This window comes from Rathayibacter sp. AY1A7 (assembly GCF_002930845.1).
Classification (GTDB): Bacteria; Actinomycetota; Actinomycetes; order Actinomycetales; family Microbacteriaceae; genus Rathayibacter.
In genome coordinates this window covers 1-20515 of sequence record NZ_PSTL01000026.1, presented here as the reverse complement: position 1 = coordinate 20515, position 20515 = coordinate 1, and the positions used below count along the sequence as shown (strand labels likewise).

Genomic DNA, 20515 nt, shown 5'->3' with positions numbered 1-20515 from the left:
CGGTCCAGGGACCGCGGAGGCGCCTCCTCCTACGCTGAGCGCATGGCCCTCCGCGGAACCCGACCCCCGTCCGTCCTGCTCCGCCGGCTCGTCACCGTCCCGCGCGTCGTGCGCCGGGCGGACGCTCGTGCGGCCCGGCGGCTGAACGCCCGTCGCCCGTCGCCCGTCGTCGACGGGGTGCTCGTGGGGCTCTCCCGGGCCGCGGACCACGGAGTCCTCTGGGCCGGCATCGGCGTTCTGCTGCTCCTGGCGGGCCGTCCCCGCGAGGCTCTGCGGGGGACCGCCTCGCTCGCCGCGGCCAGCGCGCTCGCGAACCTGGTCGGCAAGCGCGTGTTCGGCGGCGACCGGCCGCTCCTCGTCGACGTCCCGGTCGGCCGGCGCCTGGCGACGGTGCCGACGTCGGCGTCCTTCCCCTCGGGGCACGCGGCGAGCGCCGCCGCCTTCGCCGCCGGGGTCGCGCTCGAGTCGCCCCGAGTGGGGGCGGCGGTCGCCCCGCTCGCCGCCGCCGTGGCCTTCTCCCGCCTGCACGTCGGCGTCCACTGGCTCTCGGACGTCCTCGGCGGCGCGGCGCTCGGCGCGGCGGTCGCGGTCGTCGGCCGAGCCGTCCTGCCGGCCGAGCCGCGCCACGTGCCCGTCTCGGAGCGCGCGACCCGGCCCCCCGTCGACCGCAGCCCGCTGGGGGACGGCGCCGCCCTCCTCGTGGTCCTCAACCCCGGCGCGGGCCGGGACTCGCACCGCCCCGATCCCGAGCCGCTGGTCCGAGCCCGGTTCCCGAAGGCGCGCGTGCACCGGCTGACCGAGGGGGAGGACCTCGCCGACGTGGTGCGCGAGGCGCGCTCGGGGGACTCTCCGCCCCGGGTGCTCGGGATCTACGGCGGGGACGGGACCATGTCGGTCGGTGCCGCTCTCGCCCGCGCCGAGGGGATGACGCTGCTCGTGCTGCCGGGCGGGACCATGAACCACTTCGCGAAGGCGCTGGGGCTGCTCACCGTCCAGGACGCGCTCGACGCGGCGACGATCGGCGAGCGCCGCGACGTCGACGTGGCCGAGGTCGTCGCGGACGGGGGAGACCCGGTCACGGTGCTCAACACGGTCTCGATCGGCGTCTACCCGGAGTTCGTCGCGGCCCGCGAGAAGCGCGAGAAGCGGATCGGGAAGCCGCTCGCCGCCGTGATCGCGGCCCTCTCGGTCGTGCGGCGCACCGATCCGTTCGAGCTCCGGCGCGACGGGCGCACGCAGCTCGTCTGGTCGTACTTCGTCGGGGTGAACCAGGAGCACCCGCGCACGGCCGCCCCGCTCGCCCGGCGTCGGCTCGACGACGGCCACCTCGACGTGCGCATCCTGCACTCAGGACGGACTCCGCGCACCCGGGGAGCGTTCTCGCTCCTGCTCGGCCGTACGGCGACCCCGGTGGTCGGCCGTGTGCCCGGCTGGCGGGCACCGGTGGTGGAGTCGTTCTCGACGCCGGAGATCACCGTCGGCGCGCGCCGGCCCGCGGGGGACGACCCCGAGTGGGCGCACGACGGCGAGACCGAGCGCTTCGACGGCTCCCGCGACGGATTCGACGAGGCCGTGGTGCGGATCGTGCCGCTGGGCCTGCGGGTCTACGCGACCGCCGACTAGGGGGCGGTGCCGGCCCGGTCCTCGCCGTCCGGATCCGCCAGCAGCTCGGCCAGCGCGTCGAGGGCGGCGACCTGCCCGGCCACCACCAGCGAGCGGGCCTCGCCGAGCGGGTGCCACCGGGCGTCCTCCAGCTCGGGGAAGCTGCGCAGCACGCCGGAGCCCCGCGGCCACTCCAGCTCGAAGGTGTTGCTCGCGACGAAGGCGGTGTCCGCGAGTCCGCGCCCGGCGAAGACGGTGACGGTCTTGGCCGCGCTCTGCCGGAACGCGCCGAGGAGGGTCAGCTCCCCGACGGGCGGAGGAGCGCCGGTCTCCTCCTCGAATTCTCGGCGCGCGGCGTCCAGCGGCGTCTCGTCGCCCGTGTGCACGCCCTTCGGGATCGTCCACGCGCGGGGGCGCCGGGTCCAGAAGGGGCCGCCCATCCGCCCGAGGAACACCTCGGTGCCGGAGGGGCCCTCGCGGTGCAGCAGGATCCCCGCGCTCGTCACCGCGGCCATCGCGTCTCTCTGGTCATCCCGCCATCCTGCCCCGCGCCCGTGGAAGGATCGGCAGGACCCGCCCGCGACCGCACGGAGTGAACCATGCACGACCACGAGATCCTCCGACAGCTGCGCGACGCGCTCGGCGACGCGGTCCTGACCGAGGGCCCCGGGTTCGAGGCCGTGCACACCGACAAGTCGGGCTTCTCCGCACCGGGTCGCGCGCTCGCGCTCGTCGCTGCCCGCTCGGTCGAGGACGTGCAGGCGGCGCTGCGCATAGCGACGGAGCACCGGCTCCCGGTCGTGCCGCGCGGAGCGGGAACGGGCCTCGCTGCCGGGGGAGTGGCGAGCGAGGGAGCGCTCGTCCTCTCGACCGCCGCGATGGACCGCATCCTCGAGGTGTCGCTCGAGGACGAGCTGGCGGTCGTCGAGCCCGGGGTCATCAATCAGGCGCTGTCGGACGCCGTCGCTCCGCACGGCCTCGTCTTCTCGCCCGACCCCGCGAGCCGCGCGATCTCGAGCATCGGCGGCAACATCGCGACGAACGCCGGGGGGCTGCTGTGCGCCAAGTACGGCGTGACCCGGGAAGCGGTGCTCGGGTTGACGGTCGTCCTCCCCGACGGACGACTGCTCCGCACCGGCCGCCGCAGCGTGAAGGGAGTCACCGGGTACGACCTCACCGCGCTCCTGACCGGCTCCGAGGGGACGCTGGGCGTCATCGTGGAGGCCACCGTGAAGCTCCGCCCGATCCCGACCGGGCGCGTGGTCACGGTCGGCGCGTACTTCCCGAGCGTCGTCGCCGCGGCCGCCGCCTCCGCCGCGATCACCGCCGCGCGGCTCCGTCCCGCGGTGATGGAGCTGATGGACGAGGCGGCGCTCGCCGCGATCTCGCGCTACACCGGAGCGAGCCTGGACCGCGGTGCCGCCTACCTCCTCGTCCAGACGGACGGCGGAGGAGCGGCGGAGGAGTCGCAGCGCGTCCTCGAGATCGTGACCGCCTCCGGGGGCGCCGCCGAGGCGACCGAGGACCCGGCCGAGGGTGAGGCTCTGCTGGCCGTCCGCCGGGCCTTCCACCCGGCGCTCGAGGCGGAGGGCCGCGTGCTGATCGAGGACGTCTGCGTGCCCCGCTCCGCGCTACCGCCGATGTTCGCAGCGATCCGCGGCATCGAGGAGCGGACGGGGCTCAGCATCCCCACCGTCGCCCACGCGGGGGACGGGAACCTCCACCCGAACTTCGTGCTGCCCGCGGGGGACGGACCCGTGGGGGAGGACGTCTGGGACGCCGCCGCGGAGCTCTTCCGCACGGCCCTGGCCCTCGGCGGCACGCTCACGGGCGAGCACGGCGTGGGACTGCTCAAGCGGCGCTGGCTGGCGGAGGAGCTGGGCGAGGACTCGCTGGCGCTCCAGCGCGGGATCAAGGCCGTGTTCGACCCGCTGGGGATCATGAACCCGGGGAAGGTCTTCTGAGGAGGGCGCCCCGGGCTACAGCAGCTCGGCCGTGATCATCGAGGCGGTGAGCACGATCGTCGCCGCGGACATGAGCCAGTAGAGGACCGTCTCGCGCCAGGACCCGGCGGAGCCCAGGACGGGCAGCGCGGCGTAGCCTCCGGTGGTCCAGACGTGGCGCAGCGGTGTCCGGCGCAGGCGCCGCGGCAGGCGCACGCGCAGCGGCCACAGCCAGTTGATCCCGCCGGTCGTGAGGGCGTCGCCGGCCACGTGCACGAGGTAGCCCAGCGTCGCGGCGACCCGGAGCCACGCCCAGGTGCCGTCGGCGAGCGCGACGAGCAGGACCGTGACGACCGTCGCCCCGGCCCAGGCGATGCGCCAGGAGGGGGCGGCCCGGACGGCCTTCGCGGCGAACGCGAGGGCGGGCAGCGTGAGCACGGCGGCCACGGCGACGGGGCCGACGATCGGCACCGGGAAGCGCAGCGCCGTGAGCACCGGCACCAGGTACCAGACGACGGCGACCGCGAGCAGCGAGTGCATCCCGTGCCGGTGCCCTCCGCTGATCCGGCCCGCGGTCGCGGTGAGCAGGGAGGCACCCGGCGCCGAGCGGGAGACGGTCGCGCTCGCGTGGTCCGCGTCGGGCACCAGGGCCCAGCCGGCGGCGACTCCGAGGCCGACCAGTCGGAGGTCGAGCGGGAGACCCGCGAGGCCGAGGGGCCCGGCGACGACGGGCACGGAGGCGGCGACGGCCCAGGCGAGCGCACCGGAGACGGCGTGCGAGCGGCCCATCATCGCGGGTCGGCTCCTTCGACTGGGCGCTGCGAGGCCGGAGGACGACCGCGGCGGCACGAGAGAACCCCCGGCCGAGTGCGTAAGCACGGACCGGGGGTGAGGGTGGGCGATACCGGACTCGAACCGATGACCTCTTCCGTGTGAAGGAAGCGCGCTACCAACTGCGCCAATCGCCCAGGGGGACGTGCTGGACGACCCGAGAGACGATCGTAGCGGATCCGCGGGGCCCGGATGCACCGCCGACGCCCGCCACGCCCGGGTGAACGGACGGCGACGAGCCGGTTTCGCGCGGAAAGACGCGGATCGGACTCCGAGCGGCGGGATCGGCGTCCGCTCGATTTGGATTCCGGCGCCGCTGTCGTATACATTCTTCTAGGTCGAGCCGGGCAGCGAAAGCGCCGGACAGACAGCAAGACAGCACGACACGCAAAACGGCAACACCAGTACGACCTACATGCGGATGTGGCGCAGCGGTAGCGCATCACCTTGCCAAGGTGAGGGTCGCGAGTTCGAATCTCGTCATCCGCTCGAACACCGGTCCTCGGACCGGCGTCATCGGGACGGCACCCTCGGGTGCCTCCCACCTGGTCGGCCCTCGGGCCGCCGACACCGAATCCCGTACACGGTGGATTGGCCGAGAGGCGAGGCAGCGGCCTGCAAAGCCGTATACACGGGTTCGAATCCCGTATCCACCTCGATCGTTCACCGAACGAGGCGCTCCGCACGGAGCAACGGGCGATTGGCGCAGCGGTAGCGCGCTTCCCTGACACGGAAGAGGTCACTGGTTCGATCCCAGTATCGCCCACCATGAGAACCCCCGGCCCCTGGCCGGGGGTTCTGTCGTTCCCGGCTCCGGCGCTACCCTCGCAGGATGCCCGCCCCGATCCCCGTCGACGACCAGGGCACCCTCCTGCGGCTCGTCTCGCGGGACGACGGACCTGCCCTCGCCGCCGCGTACCGGCGCAACCGCCGGCACCTCGCGCCCTGGGAGCCGACGCGCTCGACCCGCTTCTTCGAGGCGGGGGGCCAGACCGACGCCGTCGCCGACGCGCTCGCCGCGCACCGGGCCGGCAGCGTCCTCCCGCTCGTCCTCGACGCGGGCGGCGTGATCGTCGGTCGGCTGACTCTCGCGAACATCGTCCGCGGCGCCTTCGACAGCGGCGATCTCGGCTACTGGCTCGACAGCGGTCTGCAGGGCCGCGGCGTGATGACCCGCGCGGTCGGAGCCGTCCTGCGCACCGCGCGAGAGGATCTGGGGCTGCACCGCGTGCAGGCCGGGACCCTCCTCCACAACGTCGGATCGCAGACCGTGCTGCAGCGCAACGGCTTCGAGCGGATCGGCGTCGCGCGTCGCTATCTGCGGATCGCCGGGGAGTGGCAGGACCACGTCCTCTTCCAGGCGCTGCTCGAGGGCGGCCCGCTCCAGCCTCCGCCGACTCCGCTCGTCTAGGGTGAGCGGCGCCGGCCTTCTCCCGGCGCTCCGAGCGGGAGGGACGCGCCCATGACCACGCGGCACATCGGCGGACGAGAGTTCGACTTCGAGCGGCAGGTGGCCGTGATGGCGGTCGTGAACCGCACACCCGACTCCTTCTACGACAAGGGCTCCACCTTCGCCCTGGACAGCGCCATCGCGGCCGCCGTGCGCGCCGCGGAGCTCGGCGCCGACTGGGTCGACATCGGCGGAGTGCCGTTCGGCCGCGGCCCCGCTGTCACGCTCGAGGAGGAGCTCGACCGGGTCGTCCCCGTCGTGGCGGGCATCGCGGAGCGGAGCGACGTGGTCGTCTCGGTGGACACGACGAGCGCCGAGGTCGCGCGCGCGAGCATCGCCGCGGGCGCCTCCGTCATCAACGACACGAGCGGGTTGCACGACCCCCGGATGCTCGAGGTCGTCGCCTCCTCCTCCGCTCAGCTCGTCATCACCCACAGCGTGGGCGCTCCCCGCAGCGAGCCGGAGAGACCCGAGTACGACGACGTCGTGGCGACGGTGGTCGACCACCTGCGGAGCCGCGTCGATCGCGCGCTCTCGGGCGGAGTGCCTGCCGGGAGGATCATCGTCGATCCGGGTCACGACCTGAACAAGAACACCCTGCACACGCTCGAGCTCACCCGCCGGCTGGGCGAGGTGGCCGCGCTCGGCTTCCCGGTGCTCGCCGCGGTCTCCAACAAGGACTTCATCGGCGAGGCGCTGGACCGGCCGCAGGGGGAGCGCCTCGAGGGCTCCCTCGCCGCCGCGGTGATCTGCATCCTGAACGGTGCGCGGATCGTGCGCATGCACGACGTGCGCCAGGCGGTGGACGCCGTGCGGATGACGGAGGCGGTGCTGGGCTGGCGGGCGCCCGCCTTCCTCCGCCACAACGTGGAGCCGGCGGCGTGAGCGCCCGCATCGACGGTCTGTCGCCGGCCGGGCAGGACCTGTCCGACCAGGCTCTGCTGGCCCTCTACGCGGACGGGGCCGGCGAGCAGTGGCTCCGGGTCAACTTCGTCGCGAGCGTCGACGGAGCGGTCACCCGCGACGGCGTCTCGGGCGATCTCGGGGGCGCGGCGGACCTGCGCGTGTTCGACCTGCTCCGCCGGCTCGCCGACGTCGTGCTCGTCGCGGCCGGCACGGTGCGGACCGAGGGCTACGGCCCGATGGTGCTGAGCGACGAGTCCGTGCGGGCCCGGCTCGGCACCGGGCTCGCCCCGCAGCCCGTCTTCGCGATCGTCTCGGGGTCGCTCGACCTCGATCCCGCCTCGCGGATCTTCACCGAGGCGCCGGTGCGCCCGACCGTCGTGACCACCGGCTCCTCGCCGGCCCGCCGCCGCGCGGAGCTCGCCGAGGTCGCCGACGTGCTCGTCTGCGGCGACGCAGAGCTCGACGCGACGCGGATGCGGGCGCAGCTCGCGGAGCGGGGGCTCGGCAGGATCCACTGCGAGGGCGGTCCGTCGCTGCTCGGGACCCTGCTCGCCGCGGACGCCGTCGACGAGCTCTGCCTGACCGTCGCTCCGACGCTCGAGGCGGGGGACTCCGGGAGGCTCGCCCGCGGCGACGTCCCCGGACCTCGCCCGCAGCACCTGGCGCACGTGCTCAGCGCCGGTGACACGCTGCTCCTGCGCTACCTCCGCCGGCGCTGACCCGCCCTACTCGCGGCGCCGCTCGTTCCCGTCGCGCTTGGCCTCGGAGGCCGGACGGGCGGCGATCACGGGGTGGGCGCCGGTGAAGCCGTCCCGGGCGGACGCGATCGCCAGGATGCGCGGCTTCGCGACGTGCCAGCCCACGATCAGGGCGGGCACGCCGACCACCGCGACGATCCCCACGGTCCAGGTGCCGGTCGGGAAGTCGACGGCGATGAGGACCACCACGATCACCAGGAACGCCAGGGTGAGCCACGAGGTCACCGGGGAGCCGGGCATCCGGAAGGACGGGCGCTCCAGGCGCCCCTGGGCCGCCCAGCGCTGCAGCTGCATCTGGCAGAGGACGATCATGCCCCAGCCCGTGACGATGCCCAGCGCCGAGACGTTGAGGACGATCTCGAAGGCCTCGGACGGCACGAAGAGGTTCAGCACGATCCCGATCAGGGTGATGCTCGCCGTGAGCAGGATGCCGCCGTAGGGGACGCCCTGCTTGTTCATCCGGCCGGTGAAGGCGGGGGCGGAGCCGTTGAGCGCCATGGAGCGGAGGATGCGGCCGGTCGAGTAGAGCCCGGCGTTGATGCTGGAGAGCGCGGCCGTCAGCACGACGAAGTTCATGATCGATCCGGCGATCTCGCCCGAGGAGCCGTCGCCCAGCGAGCCGAAGAACGTGACGAACGGGCTCTCGCCCTTCGAGTAGGCCGTGTAGGGCAGCAGCAGTGTCAGCAGCAGCACCGAGCCGACGTAGAAGACGGCGATGCGCAGGATGACCGAGTTGATGGCGCGCGGGATGACCTTCGCCGGCTCCGCGGTCTCGCCCGCCGCCGTGCCGACCAGCTCGACTCCGGAGTAGGCGAACACCACGCCCTGGACGACCAGGACGCTGGCGATCAGGCCGCCGGGCAGGATGCCGCCGTTGTCGTTCCAGAGGCTGATCCCGGGGTCCACGGAGACGCCGCCGGACTGCAGCGGCCAGCCCGCGGCGAGCACGACGACGCCGATCACCAGGAAGACCACCAGCGCCGTGACCTTGATCAGCGCGAACCAGAACTCCAGCTCCCCGAAGACCTTGACCGAGACGAGGTTCAGCGAGAGCACGACGACCAGGGCGATGAGTGCGAGGAGCCACTGGGGCACGGAGGAGAAGAGCGACCAGTACTTCACGTACAGGGCCACCGCGGTGACGTCGGCGATCGCGGTCATCGCCCAGTTCAGGAAGTACATCCATCCGGCGACGAAGGCGGCCTTCTCGCCCAGGAACTCGCGGGCGTAGGAGATGAAGGAGCCCGAGCTCGGCCGGTGCAGGACCAGCTCGCCGAGCGCGCGGAGGATCAGGTAGGCGAAGACGCCGCAGACCGCGTACACGACGACGAGCGAGGGACCGGCGGTGGCGAGTCGGCCGCCCGCGCCGAGGAAGAGGCCGGTGCCGATCGCGCCGCCGATGGCGATCATCTGCAGCTGCCGGGGCTTGAGCCCGGGACGGTAGCCCTCCTGCTCCTTCGAGAAGTCGGGCTGCACGGGCCCGCGGTCGTCGTCGCTCTGCGTCACGGGGGCTCCCTCGTCACCGGATCGCGCCGGGCGGCTGCTCCGGCACGCCCGTCAGGGTAAGGGCGCGCTGCTCGGAGGAGGCGGGTGGCGCGGTCCGCGGCATGCGGATCCTCTCAGGATCGGGGCGCCTACCCTGGGGGCATGAGCGGTCCGGACCTCGCACGGCAGTTCTCGCTCGACGGCGTCCGGATCCCGTCGCCGGCGAGGCGCCTGAACGGCGGCACCGATCCGGCGCTCGTCTGGCGCAACGAGCTCGACGGGCTGACCTTCCGCGTGGACGCCGGGTACCTGAAGTGGAATCCCCGGTCCACGGGCGTCGACCTCCGTCGCGAGATCGCGCGTCTGCGCTGGCTGGAGGGGCGGATCGTCGCGCCCCGGATCCTGGAGGCGGGCGAGGACGAGGAGGGGCAGTGGCTCCTCACCGCACCGCTGCCCGGGCGGAGCGCCGTCGACCCGGAGTGGACAGCCCGGCCGGAGGAGGCCGTCCGCGCGATCGCGGCCGGCCTGCGGGCGGTCCACGCGCTCCCCGTCGACGCGGTGCCCGAAGAGCTGCGCGGCGACTCCTGGTTCGCGCGCCGGCCGTCGGCGCTCGGCGCGGCTCCGGAGCTCGTGGACCCCGTCGTGGTGCACGGCGACGCGTGCGCTCCGAACACGCTCGTCGACGACGACGGACGCTGGAGCGGCACGGTCGACGTCGGCGACCTGGGCGTGGGCGACCGCTGGGCGGATCTGGCGGTCGCCGCGGTCAGCCTCGGCTGGAACTACGGCCCCGGCCACACCCCGCTGCTCCTCGCGGAGTACGGAGCGGATCCGGACGACGAGCGCGCGGCCTACTACCGCGCGCTCTGGTCGTCCGAGTCCTGAGTCACTTCTTCTTCGCGGCCTCGTCGTCCTGGGCCGTGCCCTGGTCGCTGCGGTTCTCGCTCGCCAGCCGCAGCCAGCGCCCGTCGCGGACGTCCTTCTCGTGCACGGCCGCCTTCTTGTCGCTCGCGGCGGTGTCGCGCGGGGGGAGCTGGATGGTCTCCTCCGCCTCGATGCCCGCCTGCAGCTCGCGTCCGCGCTCGAGCTCGGCGTCGAACTCCGCGCCGAAGAGCAGGGCGATGTTGGTGATCCAGATCCAGAGGAGGAAGACGATCACCGCGCCGAGCGAGCCGTAGGTCTTGTTGTAGTTGGAGAAGTTGGCCACGTAGAACGCGAAGCCGGTCGAGGCGATCAGCCAGATCGCCAGGGCGACGATCGATCCGATGCTGATCCAGCGGAACTTCGGCTGGCGGATGTTGGGCGCCCAGTAGTACAGGGTCGCGACGATCACGATCGCGATGACCACGAGCACCGGCCATTTCGCGATGTTCCACACGGTGAGGGCGGCGGGGCCGAGGCCCACGACGTCGCCGACGGCGGTCGCGACCGGTCCGCTGAGCACGAGGATGAGCGCCGCGATCACGATCAGGACGACCGTCACCACGGTCACGCCGAGCATCGTCGGGCGGAGCTTCCAGAAGGGGCGCCCCTCGTCGATCTGGTAGACGCGGTTCATCGCGCGGCCGAAGGCGCCGACGTAGCCGGAGGCGGACCAGATCGCTCCGACGACACCGGTCACGAAGGCGAGACCCGCGGCGGAGGAGCTGGTCAGCGCCTGGATCGGGTCGCGCAGCAGGTCGACGACCTCGCTCGACGCGAGGTTCCCGATCAGGTCGAGCACCAGATCAGTGGTGGCCTGCGCCTGGCCGAAGAGCCCCAGCACCGACACGATCGCGAGCAGGGCGGGGAAGAGCGCGAGCACGGCGTAGTAGGTGAGCGCGGCGGCGAGGTCGGTGCACTGGTCAGCGCCGAACTCGCGGGCCGTCTTCTTGAGGACGTAGAACCAGGAGCGCTTGGTGATGTCGGTGACGTCGTCGGGCTTCCGGGAATCGTCGGGATCGGGCGCTGTCTTCTCGCGGGTCGTGCTCTGCTCGGCCATGCGGACACGCTACGGGGCCGACAGTCGTCGGACGGCCCCCTTGACGGCGCGGCCGGTCGTGTCGCGGGTCAGGCTCGGCGCTGGCGCGCAGCGGCGAGGGTGCCGAAGAGGAGGAAGGAGCAGGTCGCGGCGAGGACGGTCAGCAGGGGAGCCTCCCAGCCGCCGCTCGCGTCGTGCGCGAACCCGATGACGGTCGGGGCGGTGGCGGCCACGGCGTAGCCGATCCCCTGCACCGTGGCCGAGAGCCGCGACGCGTGGGCGTCGGAGCGGGAGAGCCGCACGACGAGCACGAAGACCACCGTGAATCCTCCGCCCTGGGCCGCGCCGCCCAGCACGCACCAGAGCGCCCAGAGCTGCGGCGCGAGCAGCAGCCCCGCCGGCACCGTGCACCAGAGGAGGCCGACGAGCACGATGCTCCCCAGGGGTCCGAGCCTCCGGACCAGGAGCGGGACGCCGAGGGCGCCGGCGACCGCGGCGAGCTGGAACACCGAGGCGCTCGCGCCCGCGGTCGCGATCGAGAAGCCGTTGCGGTCGACGAGCAGCGAGGGGAGCCACGCCGTCACTCCGTAGTACGAGAACGCCTGGCTTGAGAAGCAGACCGCGAGCGCCAGCACGGTCGCGCTGCGGAAGATCCGCGGAGCCGGTGCGGCCGGTGCGCGGTCGGCGCGGGACGGGCGGGGAGTCGGACGCAGGGCCGCTCGAGGCCCCACGGCCACGAGCCAGCCGGCCAGAGCGAGGGCGTTGAGGGCGAGCCAGACGAGCAGGGCGCCGCGCCAGCCGAGGGCTAGAGCGAGCGGAGCGGTGCCGAGCGAGGTGATCGTCGAGCCGATGTTGAGGGCCGCGGTGTAGACGCCCGTCGTGAGGTCGACGCGCTCGGGAGCGACGTCCCGCCGGATCACGACGGGGAGGACGACGTTGCCGATCGTGATGGAGACGCCGATCAGGACGGTGCCCGCCACGGCCGGTCCCACGTCGCCGATCGATCGGACGATCGTGCCGAGCGCGACGCCGATCACCGTGACGGTCACGGCGGCGTCGGGTCCCGCGCGGCGGATCACCAGGAGGGCGAGCGGAGTCGCCAGGGCGAAGCAGAGCACGGGGATGCTGGTGAGGATCCCCGCCTGGCCCGCGGACAGCGCGAGGTCCTCGCGCACCGCGTCGATGATGGGCGCGACGGCGACGATCGGACCGCGCAGGACCAGCGCGACCAGGGCGACCGCCACGACGAGGAGCCAGGGAGCGCTCCGGCGCGCGGTCATCGGGGCGTCGAGGGCCGCGGCACCCCGGTCAGCCGGTCAGGCCGGGGACCCCGGCCGAGAGGTTGCCGACGATGGTGAAGACGCCCGACACCAGACCGAGGATCCCGGTGACGAGTCCGGCCGTCGCGAGCCCGCGACCGCCTCCGACGAGCGGTGCGGCCGCCCGGCCCTTCGCCGAGAAGACGATGGCGAGGATCGAGGGGATCAGCAGCGGATTGATCAGCAGGCTCAGGACGCCGAGCACGAGGCTCGCGATCGCCATGGGGTTGCGGCCCGCCGCGGAGGACGGGGCGGACGGATAGGCGTACAGCTCCTGCTCCGGAGCGCCCGGGGGCGTGCCGTAGGCGGGAGCGGGCGCCGAGGAGGACGGACGGGACCGGTCCGTCCACGCCGCGCCGTCCCAGTAGAGCTCCGAGCCGAGGTCGGCCGGGTGCGGGTACCACCCGGGCGCGGGCAGCGGAGCGGAGTCGTCGGGCATGGGGCGAGTCTAGAGCGGCGCCGATCAGCTCTTCGGCTGCTCGATGCCGAGCGCGTTCCCGTCGGGATCGAGGATCCAGGCCGCCCAGACGCTGCCACGGTCGGCCACGCCGTTCTCGGTGCGCAGCTCGTCGCTGTCGTAGTCCTCCGGAGCCACGCCCCGAGCCGCCAGCGCGTCCAGCTCGGCGCGCAGGTCGGCCACCCGCCAGGCGGCCTTGGTCTGCTCGTCCTTCGAGCCCGTGGTGCTGGAGGTGACGGTGAGCCGCGTGCCGCCGCAGGAGTAGGCGATCGCCGACTCGCTCTCCTCAAGGACCTCCAGTCCCAGGGAGCCGACGTAGAAGGCGCGGGAGGCGGCGAGGTCGCGGGAGAGCAGAACGGGGCCGATGGGGGAGTCTGAGAGCACGGTGAGTCCTTTCGTCGGTGGGCCTCCAGTCGACGCCCGCTGCGGCCCGGCGCGGAAGGGGTTGCCACCGGGCGGGCCGGAGGGGGTCGGGCGCGGCAGAATGGCCTCGGCCGTGCCCGCCGCGCGGCCGGGAGGAGCCCTCATGAGCTGGACCATCGACGAGGTGGCGTGGACCCACCCGGACGCCGAGCGTCTGCGCGACGCGCAGCGGTGCGAGCTCGACGAGCGCTACGGCAACGACGACCACGAGCCCGGCACGCCGCCCTCGGCCGACGACGTGCCCGTCTTCCTCGTCGCCCGCGACGCGAGCGGCACGGCGGTGGCCTGCGGCGGACTGCGGCCTCTCGACGACGACGTCCTCGGACCGGGGGCGATCGAGGTGAAGCGGATGTTCGCCGACCGCGCCGCCCGCGGCACCGGAGCGGCCACGGCCGTCCTGCGCGCGCTCGAGGCGCGGGCGGCCGCTCTGGGCACGACGCGCCTGGTGCTGGAGACCGGGACGCTCCAGCCCGACGCGATGCGGTTCTACCTCCGGGAGGGCTACCACGCCATCCCGCCGTTCGGCGCCTACATCGGGTCCGAGCACTCGGTCTGCTACGCCCGCGATCTCGCTCCCGGCGCCTGAGCGTCAGCGGCGCAGGGTCTCCACCGGGTACTCGCCGAAGCGGCGGTGGTACGCCCCCGAGAAGCGGCCCTGGTTGAGGAAGCCCCAGCGCGCGGAGACGGCGCGCACGGTCTCCTCGCCCGGAGCGCCCTCGCGCAGCTCGACGCGCGCCCGGTCGAGACGCACGCCGCGCAGGTAGCCGAGCGGAGTGTCGCCGAAGTGCCTCCGGAACGCGGCCTGCAGCGCCCGCGGAGTGAGCCCCGCCGCTGTCGCGATGTCGGACACGGTGACGGGCGACGCGGCGAACGCGTGCAGGAACTCGGCGGCACGCAGCAGGTGCTCGAGCCCCGGCCGCAGCACCTGCGCCGGAACGACGACCGGCCGGTGCGCGAAGGTCGCGAGCAGGTGCAGAGCGACGCCGCGCTCGGCCGCCACGAGCTGCAGCGCGGTCGCCTCGCGGCCCGACCGGAGGACGCCCGCGAAGTCGTCGACCGCCCGCCACCAGCCCGGGAGTGCCGACGCGGAGGCGATCGAGCGGTGGTCGAAGACGAGCGGCAGCGGCACGCCGTCGCCGGCCTCGGACGCGACCTGCTCGAGGAGGCCGGCGGCCACGTGCACGAGCCGCTGCTGGAAGTCGCGGCTGACGAACTCGAACGGACGCGCGCTGGGGAACACGACCGGCCGCCCCGGCAGGTGGACGATCCGATCGCCCTCCGGGTCCACCACGCTCGAGCCGGAGAGGAACCACGAGACGACGTACTCGCCCGCCGGACGCAGCCCCCCGGACACGGAGCCCCGGAACACAGACGTCCGCAGGCTCACGCCCTCGCTCCCGGAGACGTCGTAGCGGAAGGAGAAGGGCCGCTCGACCGGTTCCGTCCGGAATCCCGACCCGCCGTAGCCGTCCGAGTAGAAGCGCCGCGCCTCCTCCAGGTCGGCCCCGGAGCGCGTGAAGCGCTGCAGCGCAGGACCGGCACCCATCGGACCAGGATGCCACCTGGACGGATTGCGCACCGGTCGCCCCCGCGCCCCTCTCCGGGGCACGTCCTGTCGGCAGGGTGACGGGGTCGGACGACACGGACGGAGACGCATGGAGATCAGCGCACGCAGACTCGCGGCACGCGACGCGGTGGCCGTCGTCGCCGTGCTCGCCGCACTCGAGGGGGCGCTCACCGTGGACTCCCTGCCGCCCGGCCTGGAGGAGGTCCTCCTGCACCAGCTCGAGCGCAGCTCGCTCGTGCTCCCCGGCGCCGACCGGGACGAGCTCGCCTCCGCTCTGCGCGCGCTCGGCGTCCGCGTGCTCGACGCGCTCGGGTAGAGGCCGCCGCCGACTACAGTCGAGGGGTCAACCGAGCCCGAGGAGTGCCCGCACGTGTCGAACGAACCGTCGAATCCCGCAGAGAACGAGTCCCACTCGGTCGTCACCGAGGCGGGCACGGGATTCACGCACTTCACCGACCGGGCCGTGGTCGCGATCCGCGTCAACGGGGAGCTCAAGGACCTCGCCGCCGACGTCGTGCCGGGCGACCGCATCGAGCCGGTGCTCATCTCCTCGCCGGACGGGCTGAACATCCTCCGCCACTCCGCGGCCCACGTGCTCGCGCAGGCGGTGCAGCAGATCAACCCGGAGGCGAAGCTGGGCATCGGCCCGCCCGTCACCGACGGCTTCTACTACGACTTCGACGTCGAGGAGCCCTTCACGCCCGAGGCGATGAAGGCGCTCGAGAAGGCGATGGACCGCATCGTCCGCCAGGGCCAGCGGTTCGTGCGCCGCGTCGTCTCCGAGGAGGAGGCGCGCGCCGAGCTCGCCGGCGAGCCCTACAAGCTCGAGCTGATCGGGATCAAGGGCGGGGGAGCCGAGGACGAGAGCGTCGAGGTCGGCGGCGCCGAGCTCACCATCTACGACAACGTCGACCCGCGTTCCGGCGAGACGGTCTGGAAGGACCTCTGCCGCGGCCCGCATCTGCCCAACACCCGCATGATCGGCAACGGCTACGCCCTGACCCGCAACGCTGCCGCCTACTGGCGCGGCTCGGAGAAGAACCCGCAGCTGCAGCGCGTCTACGGCACCGCGTGGCCCACGAAGGACGAGCTGCGCGAGCACCAGGCCCGCCTCGAGGAGGCGGCGCGCCGCGACCACCGCAAGCTCGGCCACGAGCTCGACCTGTTCTCCTTCCCGGACGAGATCGGCTCCGGCCTCGCGGTCTTCCACCCCAAGGGCGGGATCATCCGCTACGAGATCGAGCAGTACATGCGCGAGCAGCTGCTCGCCCACGACTACGAGCTCGTCTACACGCCGCACATCACCAAGGGCGACCTGTTCCTCACGAGCGGGCACCTGCAGTGGTACTCCGAGGGGATGTTCCCCCCGATGCACCTCGACGAGCTGCAGGACGAGGACGGCAACGTCACCCGCCAGGGCCAGGACTACTACCTCAAGCCCATGAACTGCCCGTTCCACAACCTGATCTTCCGCTCGCGCGGCCGCAGCTACCGCGAGCTCCCGTTGCGCCTGGCTGAGTTCGGCACCGTGTACCGCTACGAGAAGAGCGGCACCCTGCAGGGCCTCACCCGCGTGCGCGGCCTGACCCAGGACGACGCCCACATCTACGTCGCGCAGGAGGACGTGTCGGCCGAGCTGACCCGCAACCTCGAGTTCGTGCTGCAGGTGCTGCGCGACTACGGCCTCGACGACTTCTACCTCGAGCTGTCCACGAACGAGGAGGGCAACCCGAAGTTCGTCGGTGCGCCCGAGCAGTGGGAGGAGGCGATCGAGTCGCTGCGCGCGGTCGCCGTCGCCTCCGGTCTCGAGCTGGTGCCGGATCCGGGAGGAGCGGCGTTCTACGGTCCGAAGATCTCGGTGCAGGCGCGCGACGCCATCGGCCGCACCTGGCAGATGTCGACCATCCAGCTCGACTTCAACCAGCCCGAGCGCTTCGAGCTCGAGTACACGGCCTCGGACGGCTCGAAGAAGCGGCCCGTGATGATCCACCGCGCGCTCTTCGGCTCCATCGAGCGCTTCTTCGCGATCCTCACCGAGCACTACGCCGGGGCGTTCCCGGTCTGGCTGTCGCCGGTCCAGGTGGTGGGCATCCCGATCGCCGACGAGTACCTGCCCTACCTCGAGGAGGTCGTCGGCGAGCTCAAGCGGTCGGGCATCCGCGCCGAGATCGACTACTCCAGCGACCGGATGCAGAAGAAGATCCGCAACGCCACGCTGCAGAAGGTGCCCTTCCAGATGATCGTGGGGGAGAAGGACCGCGACGCCGGAGCCGTCAGCTTCCGCTTCCGCGACGGCACGCAGGAGAACGGGATCCCGGTCGCCGACGCCGTCGCGCGCATCCGCGAGGCCGTCGCCTCGAAGGCGCAGGTCTGAGCGTGAGCGACGGCTGCGTGCCCGAGGGGGCGGAGGGCTCGGCGCACCTCGCCGGGGTTCCCGACGAGTTCCAGCGCCTGTGGACGCCGCACCGGATGGTCTACATCCAGAAGGGGCAGCCCGGAGCCGACGACTGCCCCTTCTGCGTGGCGCCGACGCTGAGCGACGAGGAGGCCCTCATCGTCGCCCGCGGGGAGCACGCCTACGTCCTGCTGAACCTGTTCCCGTACAACTCCGGCCACCTCCTGGTCTGCCCGTACCGGCACATCCCGCTCTACGACGAGGCCACTCCCGAGGAAGTGGCCGAGATCGGAGCGCTCACGCAGACGGCGATGCGCGTCGTCCGCTCGGTCTCGAACAACGACGGCTTCAACCTCGGGATGAACCAGGGCGCGGTCGCGGGAGCGGGGATCGCCGCGCACCTGCACCAGCACGTGGTTCCGCGCTGGGCGACCGACGCGAACTTCTTCCCGATCATCGCCCGCACGAAGGCGCTCCCGCAGCTGCTCGGCGACGTGCGGGCGAGCCTCGCGGCGGCCTGGCCGAGCCTCTAGACCGCCGCCCGGCCCCCTGTCCAGCGCCGCGGACGGCGGGCGCCGTCTCGTAGACTCGGAGCTGCCGTCGGCGGAAGTCGCCGCACAGAACAGGACTCGCGAACATGACCGACACCACCACTCCGTCCTCGTCCGCTCCCGAGCAGTTCGGCTCGAGCCGCGTCAAGCGCGGTCTCGCCGAGATGCTCAAGGGCGGCGTCATCATGGACGTCGTCGACGCCGATCAGGCCCGCATCGCGGAGGACGCCGGCGCGGTCGCCGTCATGGCGCTCGAGCGCGTCCCCGCCGACATCCGCTCGCAGGGCGGCGTCGCACGCATGAGCGACCCCGACCTGATCGACGGCATCGTCTCCGCCGTGTCGATCCCCGTCATGGCGAAGGCGCGCATCGGCCACTTCGTCGAGGCGCAGATCCTGCAGGAGCTCGGCGTCGACTACATCGACGAGTCCGAGGTCCTCTCGCCCGCCGACTACGTGAACCACATCGACAAGTGGAACTTCACCGTCCCCTTCGTCTGCGGAGCGACCAACCTGGGCGAGGCGCTGCGCCGCATCACCGAGGGCGCAGCGATGATCCGCTCGAAGGGCGAGGCCGGCACCGGCGACGTCTCCGAGGCGACCAAGCACATCCGCACGATCTCCGGCGAGGTCAACCGCCTGAAGGCGATGACCAAGGACGAGCTCTACGTCGCCGCGAAGGAGCTGCAGGCCCCCTACGACCTGGTCGTAGAGATCGCCCGGACCGGCAAGCTCCCCGTCGTCCTCTTCACCGCCGGCGGGGTCGCGACCCCGGCCGACGCGGCGCTGATGATGCAGCTGGGCGCCGACGGCGTGTTCGTCGGCTCCGGCGTCTTCAAGTCGGGCGAGCCCGCCAAGCGCGCGGCCGCGATCGTGAAGGCGACCACCTTCTTCGACGACGCGAAGGTCGTCGCGGAGGCCTCGCGCGGCCTGGGCGAGGCGATGGTCGGCATCAACGTGGCCGACGTGCCCGCGCCGCACCGCCTCGCCGAGCGTGGCTGGTAGCGCCGACGCGCCGCTCGCCGGCGCAGGATCGACGCGGGAGTCCCTCGAGGGGCTCCGCGTCGGGGTCCTCGCGCTGCAGGGCGACTTCCGCGAGCACGCGCACGTCCTGCGCGAGCTGGGCGCCGAGGTGGTGCTGGTGCGACGCCCGGAGGAGCTCGCCACCGTCGCGGGGCTGGTCATCCCGGGCGGCGAGTCCACGGTGATGGACAAGCTGTCGCGCCTCTTCGGCCTCGCGGAGCCGGTCGTCGAGGCGATCAGTGCGGGGATGCCCGTCTACGGGACCTGCGCCGGGCTGATCATGCTCGCCGACCGGGTCCTCGACCGCACCGACGGCCAGAGCAGCTTCGGCGGCCTGGACGTGTCGGTCCGGAGGAACGCGTTCGGCAACCAGCTCGACTCCTTCGAGACCGATCTCGACGTGCCGGCCATCGGCGATCCGCCGGTGCACGCGGTCTTCATCCGCGCACCGGTCGTGGAGGAGCTGGGCGAGCGGGCGACCGCGCTCGCCAGTGTCGCCGACGGGCGGGTGGTCGCGGTCGAGCAGGGCAACCTCCTCGGGACGGCGTTCCATCCCGAGATCACCGGCGACTACCGGTTCCACGAGCTGTTCCTGCGGAAGGTCGCGGCGACGCGCTTCGGCGACTGACCCGCTGCCGTCCCCTCCGCCAGGGGTGGACGGTGCGGGACCCGCGGGCCAGGGTGGTCGCATGCCCGAACTCCCCGAGGTCCAGGCCCTCGCCCTCGATCTCGACGCGCGCCTGGGCGGACGCGTCCTCGAGCGGCTCGACGTGTTCGCGATCTCCGCGCTCAAGACCGTCGCCATCCCGCCGTCGGCTCTGTCCGGCGAGACCGTCCACGGAGTATCGCGGCACGGCAAGTTCCTCGACATCGCAGTCGGCGAGGCCCACGTCCTCCTGCACCTCGCCCGCGCCGGCTGGGTCCGCTGGCGGCCCGAGCGGCCGACGGCGCCGGCGAAGCCCGGCCGGGGACCGCTCGCCGCGCGGCTCGTCCTCGACGACGGGTCGGGGTTCGACGTGACGGAGGCCGGCACCAAGAAGAGCCTCGCGCTCTCGATCGTCGCCGATCCGCTCGACGTCCCGGGCGTCGCCCGGCTGGGTCCCGATCCGCTGGACCCGGAGTTCACCGAGGAGATCCTCGGCGCGATCCTCGCCACGGCGGGCAGGGCGCAGGTGAAGGGCGTCCTCCGCGACCAGTCCCGCATCGCCGGCATCGGCAACGCCTACTCCGACGAGATCCTCCACGTGGCGCGCATGTCGCCCTTCAAGCCCGCCGCGCTCACCGCCGACGAGCTGGACCGCCTCTACGCGGCCCTCCGCTACACCCTCGAGGAGGCGCTCGCCCGCGCCGAGGGCCTGCACGCGGCCGACCTCAAGCGCGAGAAGAAGCTCGGCATGCGCGTCCACGGCCGCACAGGAGAGGCGTGCCCCGTCTGCGGCGACACGATCCGCCAGGTGGTCTTCCACGACTCCACGCTCCAGTACTGCCCCACCTGCCAGACCGACGGCAGGATCCTCGCCGACCGGCTGCTGTCGCGGCTGATCAAGTAGCGAGCCGGTCCCTGCCCGGCTCGCCGCGGTCGGCTCTCGGGGGTGGCTGGGTGGGTGGAGCGGGTCGCGTTCGCCTACAGCGATCCGCTGGTACGCGGATCACTGGTTCGGCTGTGCTTGTGGCGAGCCGGTCCCTGCCCGGCTCGCCGCGGTCGGCTTCCGGAGATGGCGGGGCGGGTGGAGCGGGTCGCGTCCGCCTACAGCGATCCGCTGGTACGCGGATCACTGGTTCGGCGGTGCTTGTGGCGAGCCGGTCCCTGCCCGGCTCGCCGCGGTCGGCTTCCGGGGGTGGCGGG

At 73.0% G+C, this 20515-nt stretch carries 21 protein-coding genes and 4 tRNA genes; 16 read left to right on the top strand and 9 right to left on the bottom strand.

Going from position 1 to position 20515, the window contains the following annotated elements:
- Window positions 1-42 precede the first annotated feature (42 nt).
- Window positions 43-1623 carry a bifunctional phosphatase PAP2/diacylglycerol kinase family protein gene (locus C5B95_RS15370; protein ID WP_104349567.1) on the top strand — a complete coding sequence of 527 codons (1581 nt, stop codon included), beginning with the start codon at window positions 43-45 and terminating at the stop codon, window positions 1621-1623.
- Here C5B95_RS15370 and C5B95_RS15365 read toward each other — a convergent pair.
- Window positions 1620-2117 carry an NUDIX domain-containing protein gene (locus tag C5B95_RS15365; protein WP_104337152.1) on the bottom strand — a complete coding sequence of 166 codons (498 nt, stop codon included), beginning with the start codon at window positions 2115-2117 and terminating at the stop codon, window positions 1620-1622. The two genes, C5B95_RS15370 and C5B95_RS15365, sit on opposite strands and share 4 nt — an antisense overlap.
- Window positions 2118-2201: 84 nt before the next feature.
- On the opposite strand from C5B95_RS15365, the gene C5B95_RS15360 reads away from it, so the two are divergent.
- Complete coding sequence (locus C5B95_RS15360) at window positions 2202-3566, top strand: FAD-binding oxidoreductase (RefSeq protein WP_104349566.1); 1365 nt, start codon at window positions 2202-2204, stop codon at window positions 3564-3566.
- A 15-nt stretch (window positions 3567-3581) separates the two neighbouring features.
- Here C5B95_RS15360 and C5B95_RS15355 read toward each other — a convergent pair whose 3' ends face one another.
- On the bottom strand, window positions 3582-4337 hold the full coding sequence (locus C5B95_RS15355; RefSeq protein ID WP_104349565.1) for a metal-dependent hydrolase: 756 nt from the start codon (window positions 4335-4337) through the stop codon (window positions 3582-3584).
- Window positions 4338-4440: 103 nt separating this feature from the next.
- A tRNA-Val gene (locus C5B95_RS15350) sits at window positions 4441-4513 on the bottom strand.
- Window positions 4514-4793: 280 nt separating this feature from the next.
- On the opposite strand from C5B95_RS15350, the gene C5B95_RS15345 reads away from it, so the two are divergent.
- The 6 genes from C5B95_RS15345 (at window position 4794) to C5B95_RS15320 (ending at window position 7451) form a co-directional block, all read left to right on the top strand.
- Window positions 4794-4865, top strand: a tRNA-Gly gene (locus C5B95_RS15345).
- A gap of 96 nt (window positions 4866-4961) precedes the next feature.
- Window positions 4962-5032, top strand: a tRNA-Cys gene (locus C5B95_RS15340).
- A gap of 38 nt (window positions 5033-5070) precedes the next feature.
- A tRNA-Val gene (locus C5B95_RS15335) sits at window positions 5071-5145 on the top strand.
- Window positions 5146-5208: 63 nt separating this feature from the next.
- Window positions 5209-5787: a GNAT family N-acetyltransferase gene (locus C5B95_RS15330; protein ID WP_104225349.1), complete on the top strand. Its 579-nt coding sequence runs from the start codon at window positions 5209-5211 to the stop codon at window positions 5785-5787.
- Window positions 5788-5838: 51 nt separating this feature from the next.
- Window positions 5839-6711 carry a dihydropteroate synthase gene (gene folP, locus C5B95_RS15325; protein WP_104349564.1) on the top strand — a complete coding sequence of 291 codons (873 nt, stop codon included), beginning with the start codon at window positions 5839-5841 and terminating at the stop codon, window positions 6709-6711.
- Window positions 6708-7451: a pyrimidine reductase family protein gene (locus C5B95_RS15320; RefSeq protein ID WP_104256167.1), complete on the top strand. Its 744-nt coding sequence runs from the start codon at window positions 6708-6710 to the stop codon at window positions 7449-7451. The genes folP and C5B95_RS15320 overlap by 4 nt, the downstream gene beginning before the upstream one ends.
- Window positions 7452-7457: 6 nt before the next feature.
- Here C5B95_RS15320 and C5B95_RS15315 read toward each other — a convergent pair whose 3' ends face one another.
- Window positions 7458-8996: an amino acid permease gene (locus C5B95_RS15315; RefSeq protein WP_258060039.1), complete on the bottom strand. Its 1539-nt coding sequence runs from the start codon at window positions 8994-8996 to the stop codon at window positions 7458-7460.
- 141 nt (window positions 8997-9137) lie between these two features.
- Here C5B95_RS15315 and C5B95_RS15310 point away from each other — a divergent pair, with 141 nt between their 5' ends.
- Window positions 9138-9860 (top strand): aminoglycoside 3'-phosphotransferase, encoded by a 723-nt coding sequence (locus C5B95_RS15310; protein WP_104225346.1) that lies wholly within the window; start codon window positions 9138-9140, stop codon window positions 9858-9860.
- A gap of 1 nt (window position 9861) precedes the next feature.
- On the opposite strand, the gene C5B95_RS15305 is transcribed toward C5B95_RS15310, so the two are convergent.
- The 4 genes from C5B95_RS15305 to C5B95_RS15290 form a co-directional block, all read right to left on the bottom strand.
- Window positions 9862-10956: a YihY/virulence factor BrkB family protein gene (locus C5B95_RS15305; RefSeq protein WP_104224635.1), complete on the bottom strand. Its 1095-nt coding sequence runs from the start codon at window positions 10954-10956 to the stop codon at window positions 9862-9864.
- Window positions 10957-11024: 68 nt separating this feature from the next.
- Complete coding sequence (locus C5B95_RS15300; RefSeq protein ID WP_104349563.1) at window positions 11025-12215, bottom strand: CynX/NimT family MFS transporter; 1191 nt, start codon at window positions 12213-12215, stop codon at window positions 11025-11027.
- A gap of 28 nt (window positions 12216-12243) precedes the next feature.
- Window positions 12244-12693 carry a DUF2510 domain-containing protein gene (locus C5B95_RS15295; RefSeq protein WP_104224633.1) on the bottom strand — a complete coding sequence of 150 codons (450 nt, stop codon included), beginning with the start codon at window positions 12691-12693 and terminating at the stop codon, window positions 12244-12246.
- A 24-nt stretch (window positions 12694-12717) separates the two neighbouring features.
- Complete coding sequence (locus C5B95_RS15290; RefSeq protein WP_104349562.1) at window positions 12718-13095, bottom strand: VOC family protein; 378 nt, start codon at window positions 13093-13095, stop codon at window positions 12718-12720.
- Between the two features lie 142 nt (window positions 13096-13237).
- Here C5B95_RS15290 and C5B95_RS15285 point away from each other — a divergent pair, with 142 nt between their 5' ends.
- On the top strand, window positions 13238-13720 hold the full coding sequence (locus C5B95_RS15285; RefSeq protein ID WP_104225442.1) for a GNAT family N-acetyltransferase: 483 nt from the start codon (window positions 13238-13240) through the stop codon (window positions 13718-13720).
- Between the two features lie 3 nt (window positions 13721-13723).
- Here the strand turns inward: C5B95_RS15285 and C5B95_RS17635 are convergent, their stop codons facing one another.
- On the bottom strand, window positions 13724-14680 hold the full coding sequence (locus C5B95_RS17635; protein WP_219813859.1) for an AraC family transcriptional regulator: 957 nt from the start codon (window positions 14678-14680) through the stop codon (window positions 13724-13726).
- A 109-nt stretch (window positions 14681-14789) separates the two neighbouring features.
- Here C5B95_RS17635 and C5B95_RS15275 point away from each other — a divergent pair, with 109 nt between their 5' ends.
- From C5B95_RS15275 to C5B95_RS15250, 6 genes are all read left to right on the top strand, one after another.
- Window positions 14790-15017, top strand: coding sequence for a hypothetical protein (locus C5B95_RS15275; protein WP_104349561.1), 228 nt, complete (start codon window positions 14790-14792; stop codon window positions 15015-15017).
- A 147-nt stretch (window positions 15018-15164) separates the two neighbouring features.
- A complete protein-coding gene (thrS, locus tag C5B95_RS15270) occupies window positions 15165-17075 on the top strand; it encodes a threonine--tRNA ligase (RefSeq protein WP_244230674.1) in 1911 nt (636 codons plus the stop codon).
- 2 nt (window positions 17076-17077) lie between these two features.
- On the top strand, window positions 17078-17629 hold the full coding sequence (locus C5B95_RS15265; RefSeq protein ID WP_244230646.1) for an HIT domain-containing protein: 552 nt from the start codon (window positions 17078-17080) through the stop codon (window positions 17627-17629).
- Window positions 17630-17733: 104 nt separating this feature from the next.
- Window positions 17734-18651 (top strand): pyridoxal 5'-phosphate synthase lyase subunit PdxS, encoded by a 918-nt coding sequence (gene pdxS, locus C5B95_RS15260; protein WP_104224629.1) that lies wholly within the window; start codon window positions 17734-17736, stop codon window positions 18649-18651.
- A gap of 73 nt (window positions 18652-18724) precedes the next feature.
- Window positions 18725-19297, top strand: a complete 573-nt coding sequence (pdxT, locus tag C5B95_RS15255; protein WP_374954262.1) for a pyridoxal 5'-phosphate synthase glutaminase subunit PdxT — start codon at window positions 18725-18727, stop codon at window positions 19295-19297.
- Between the two features lie 61 nt (window positions 19298-19358).
- Window positions 19359-20219, top strand: a complete 861-nt coding sequence (locus C5B95_RS15250; RefSeq protein WP_104267372.1) for an Fpg/Nei family DNA glycosylase — start codon at window positions 19359-19361, stop codon at window positions 20217-20219.
- The last annotated feature ends 296 nt before the right edge of the window (window positions 20220-20515 follow it).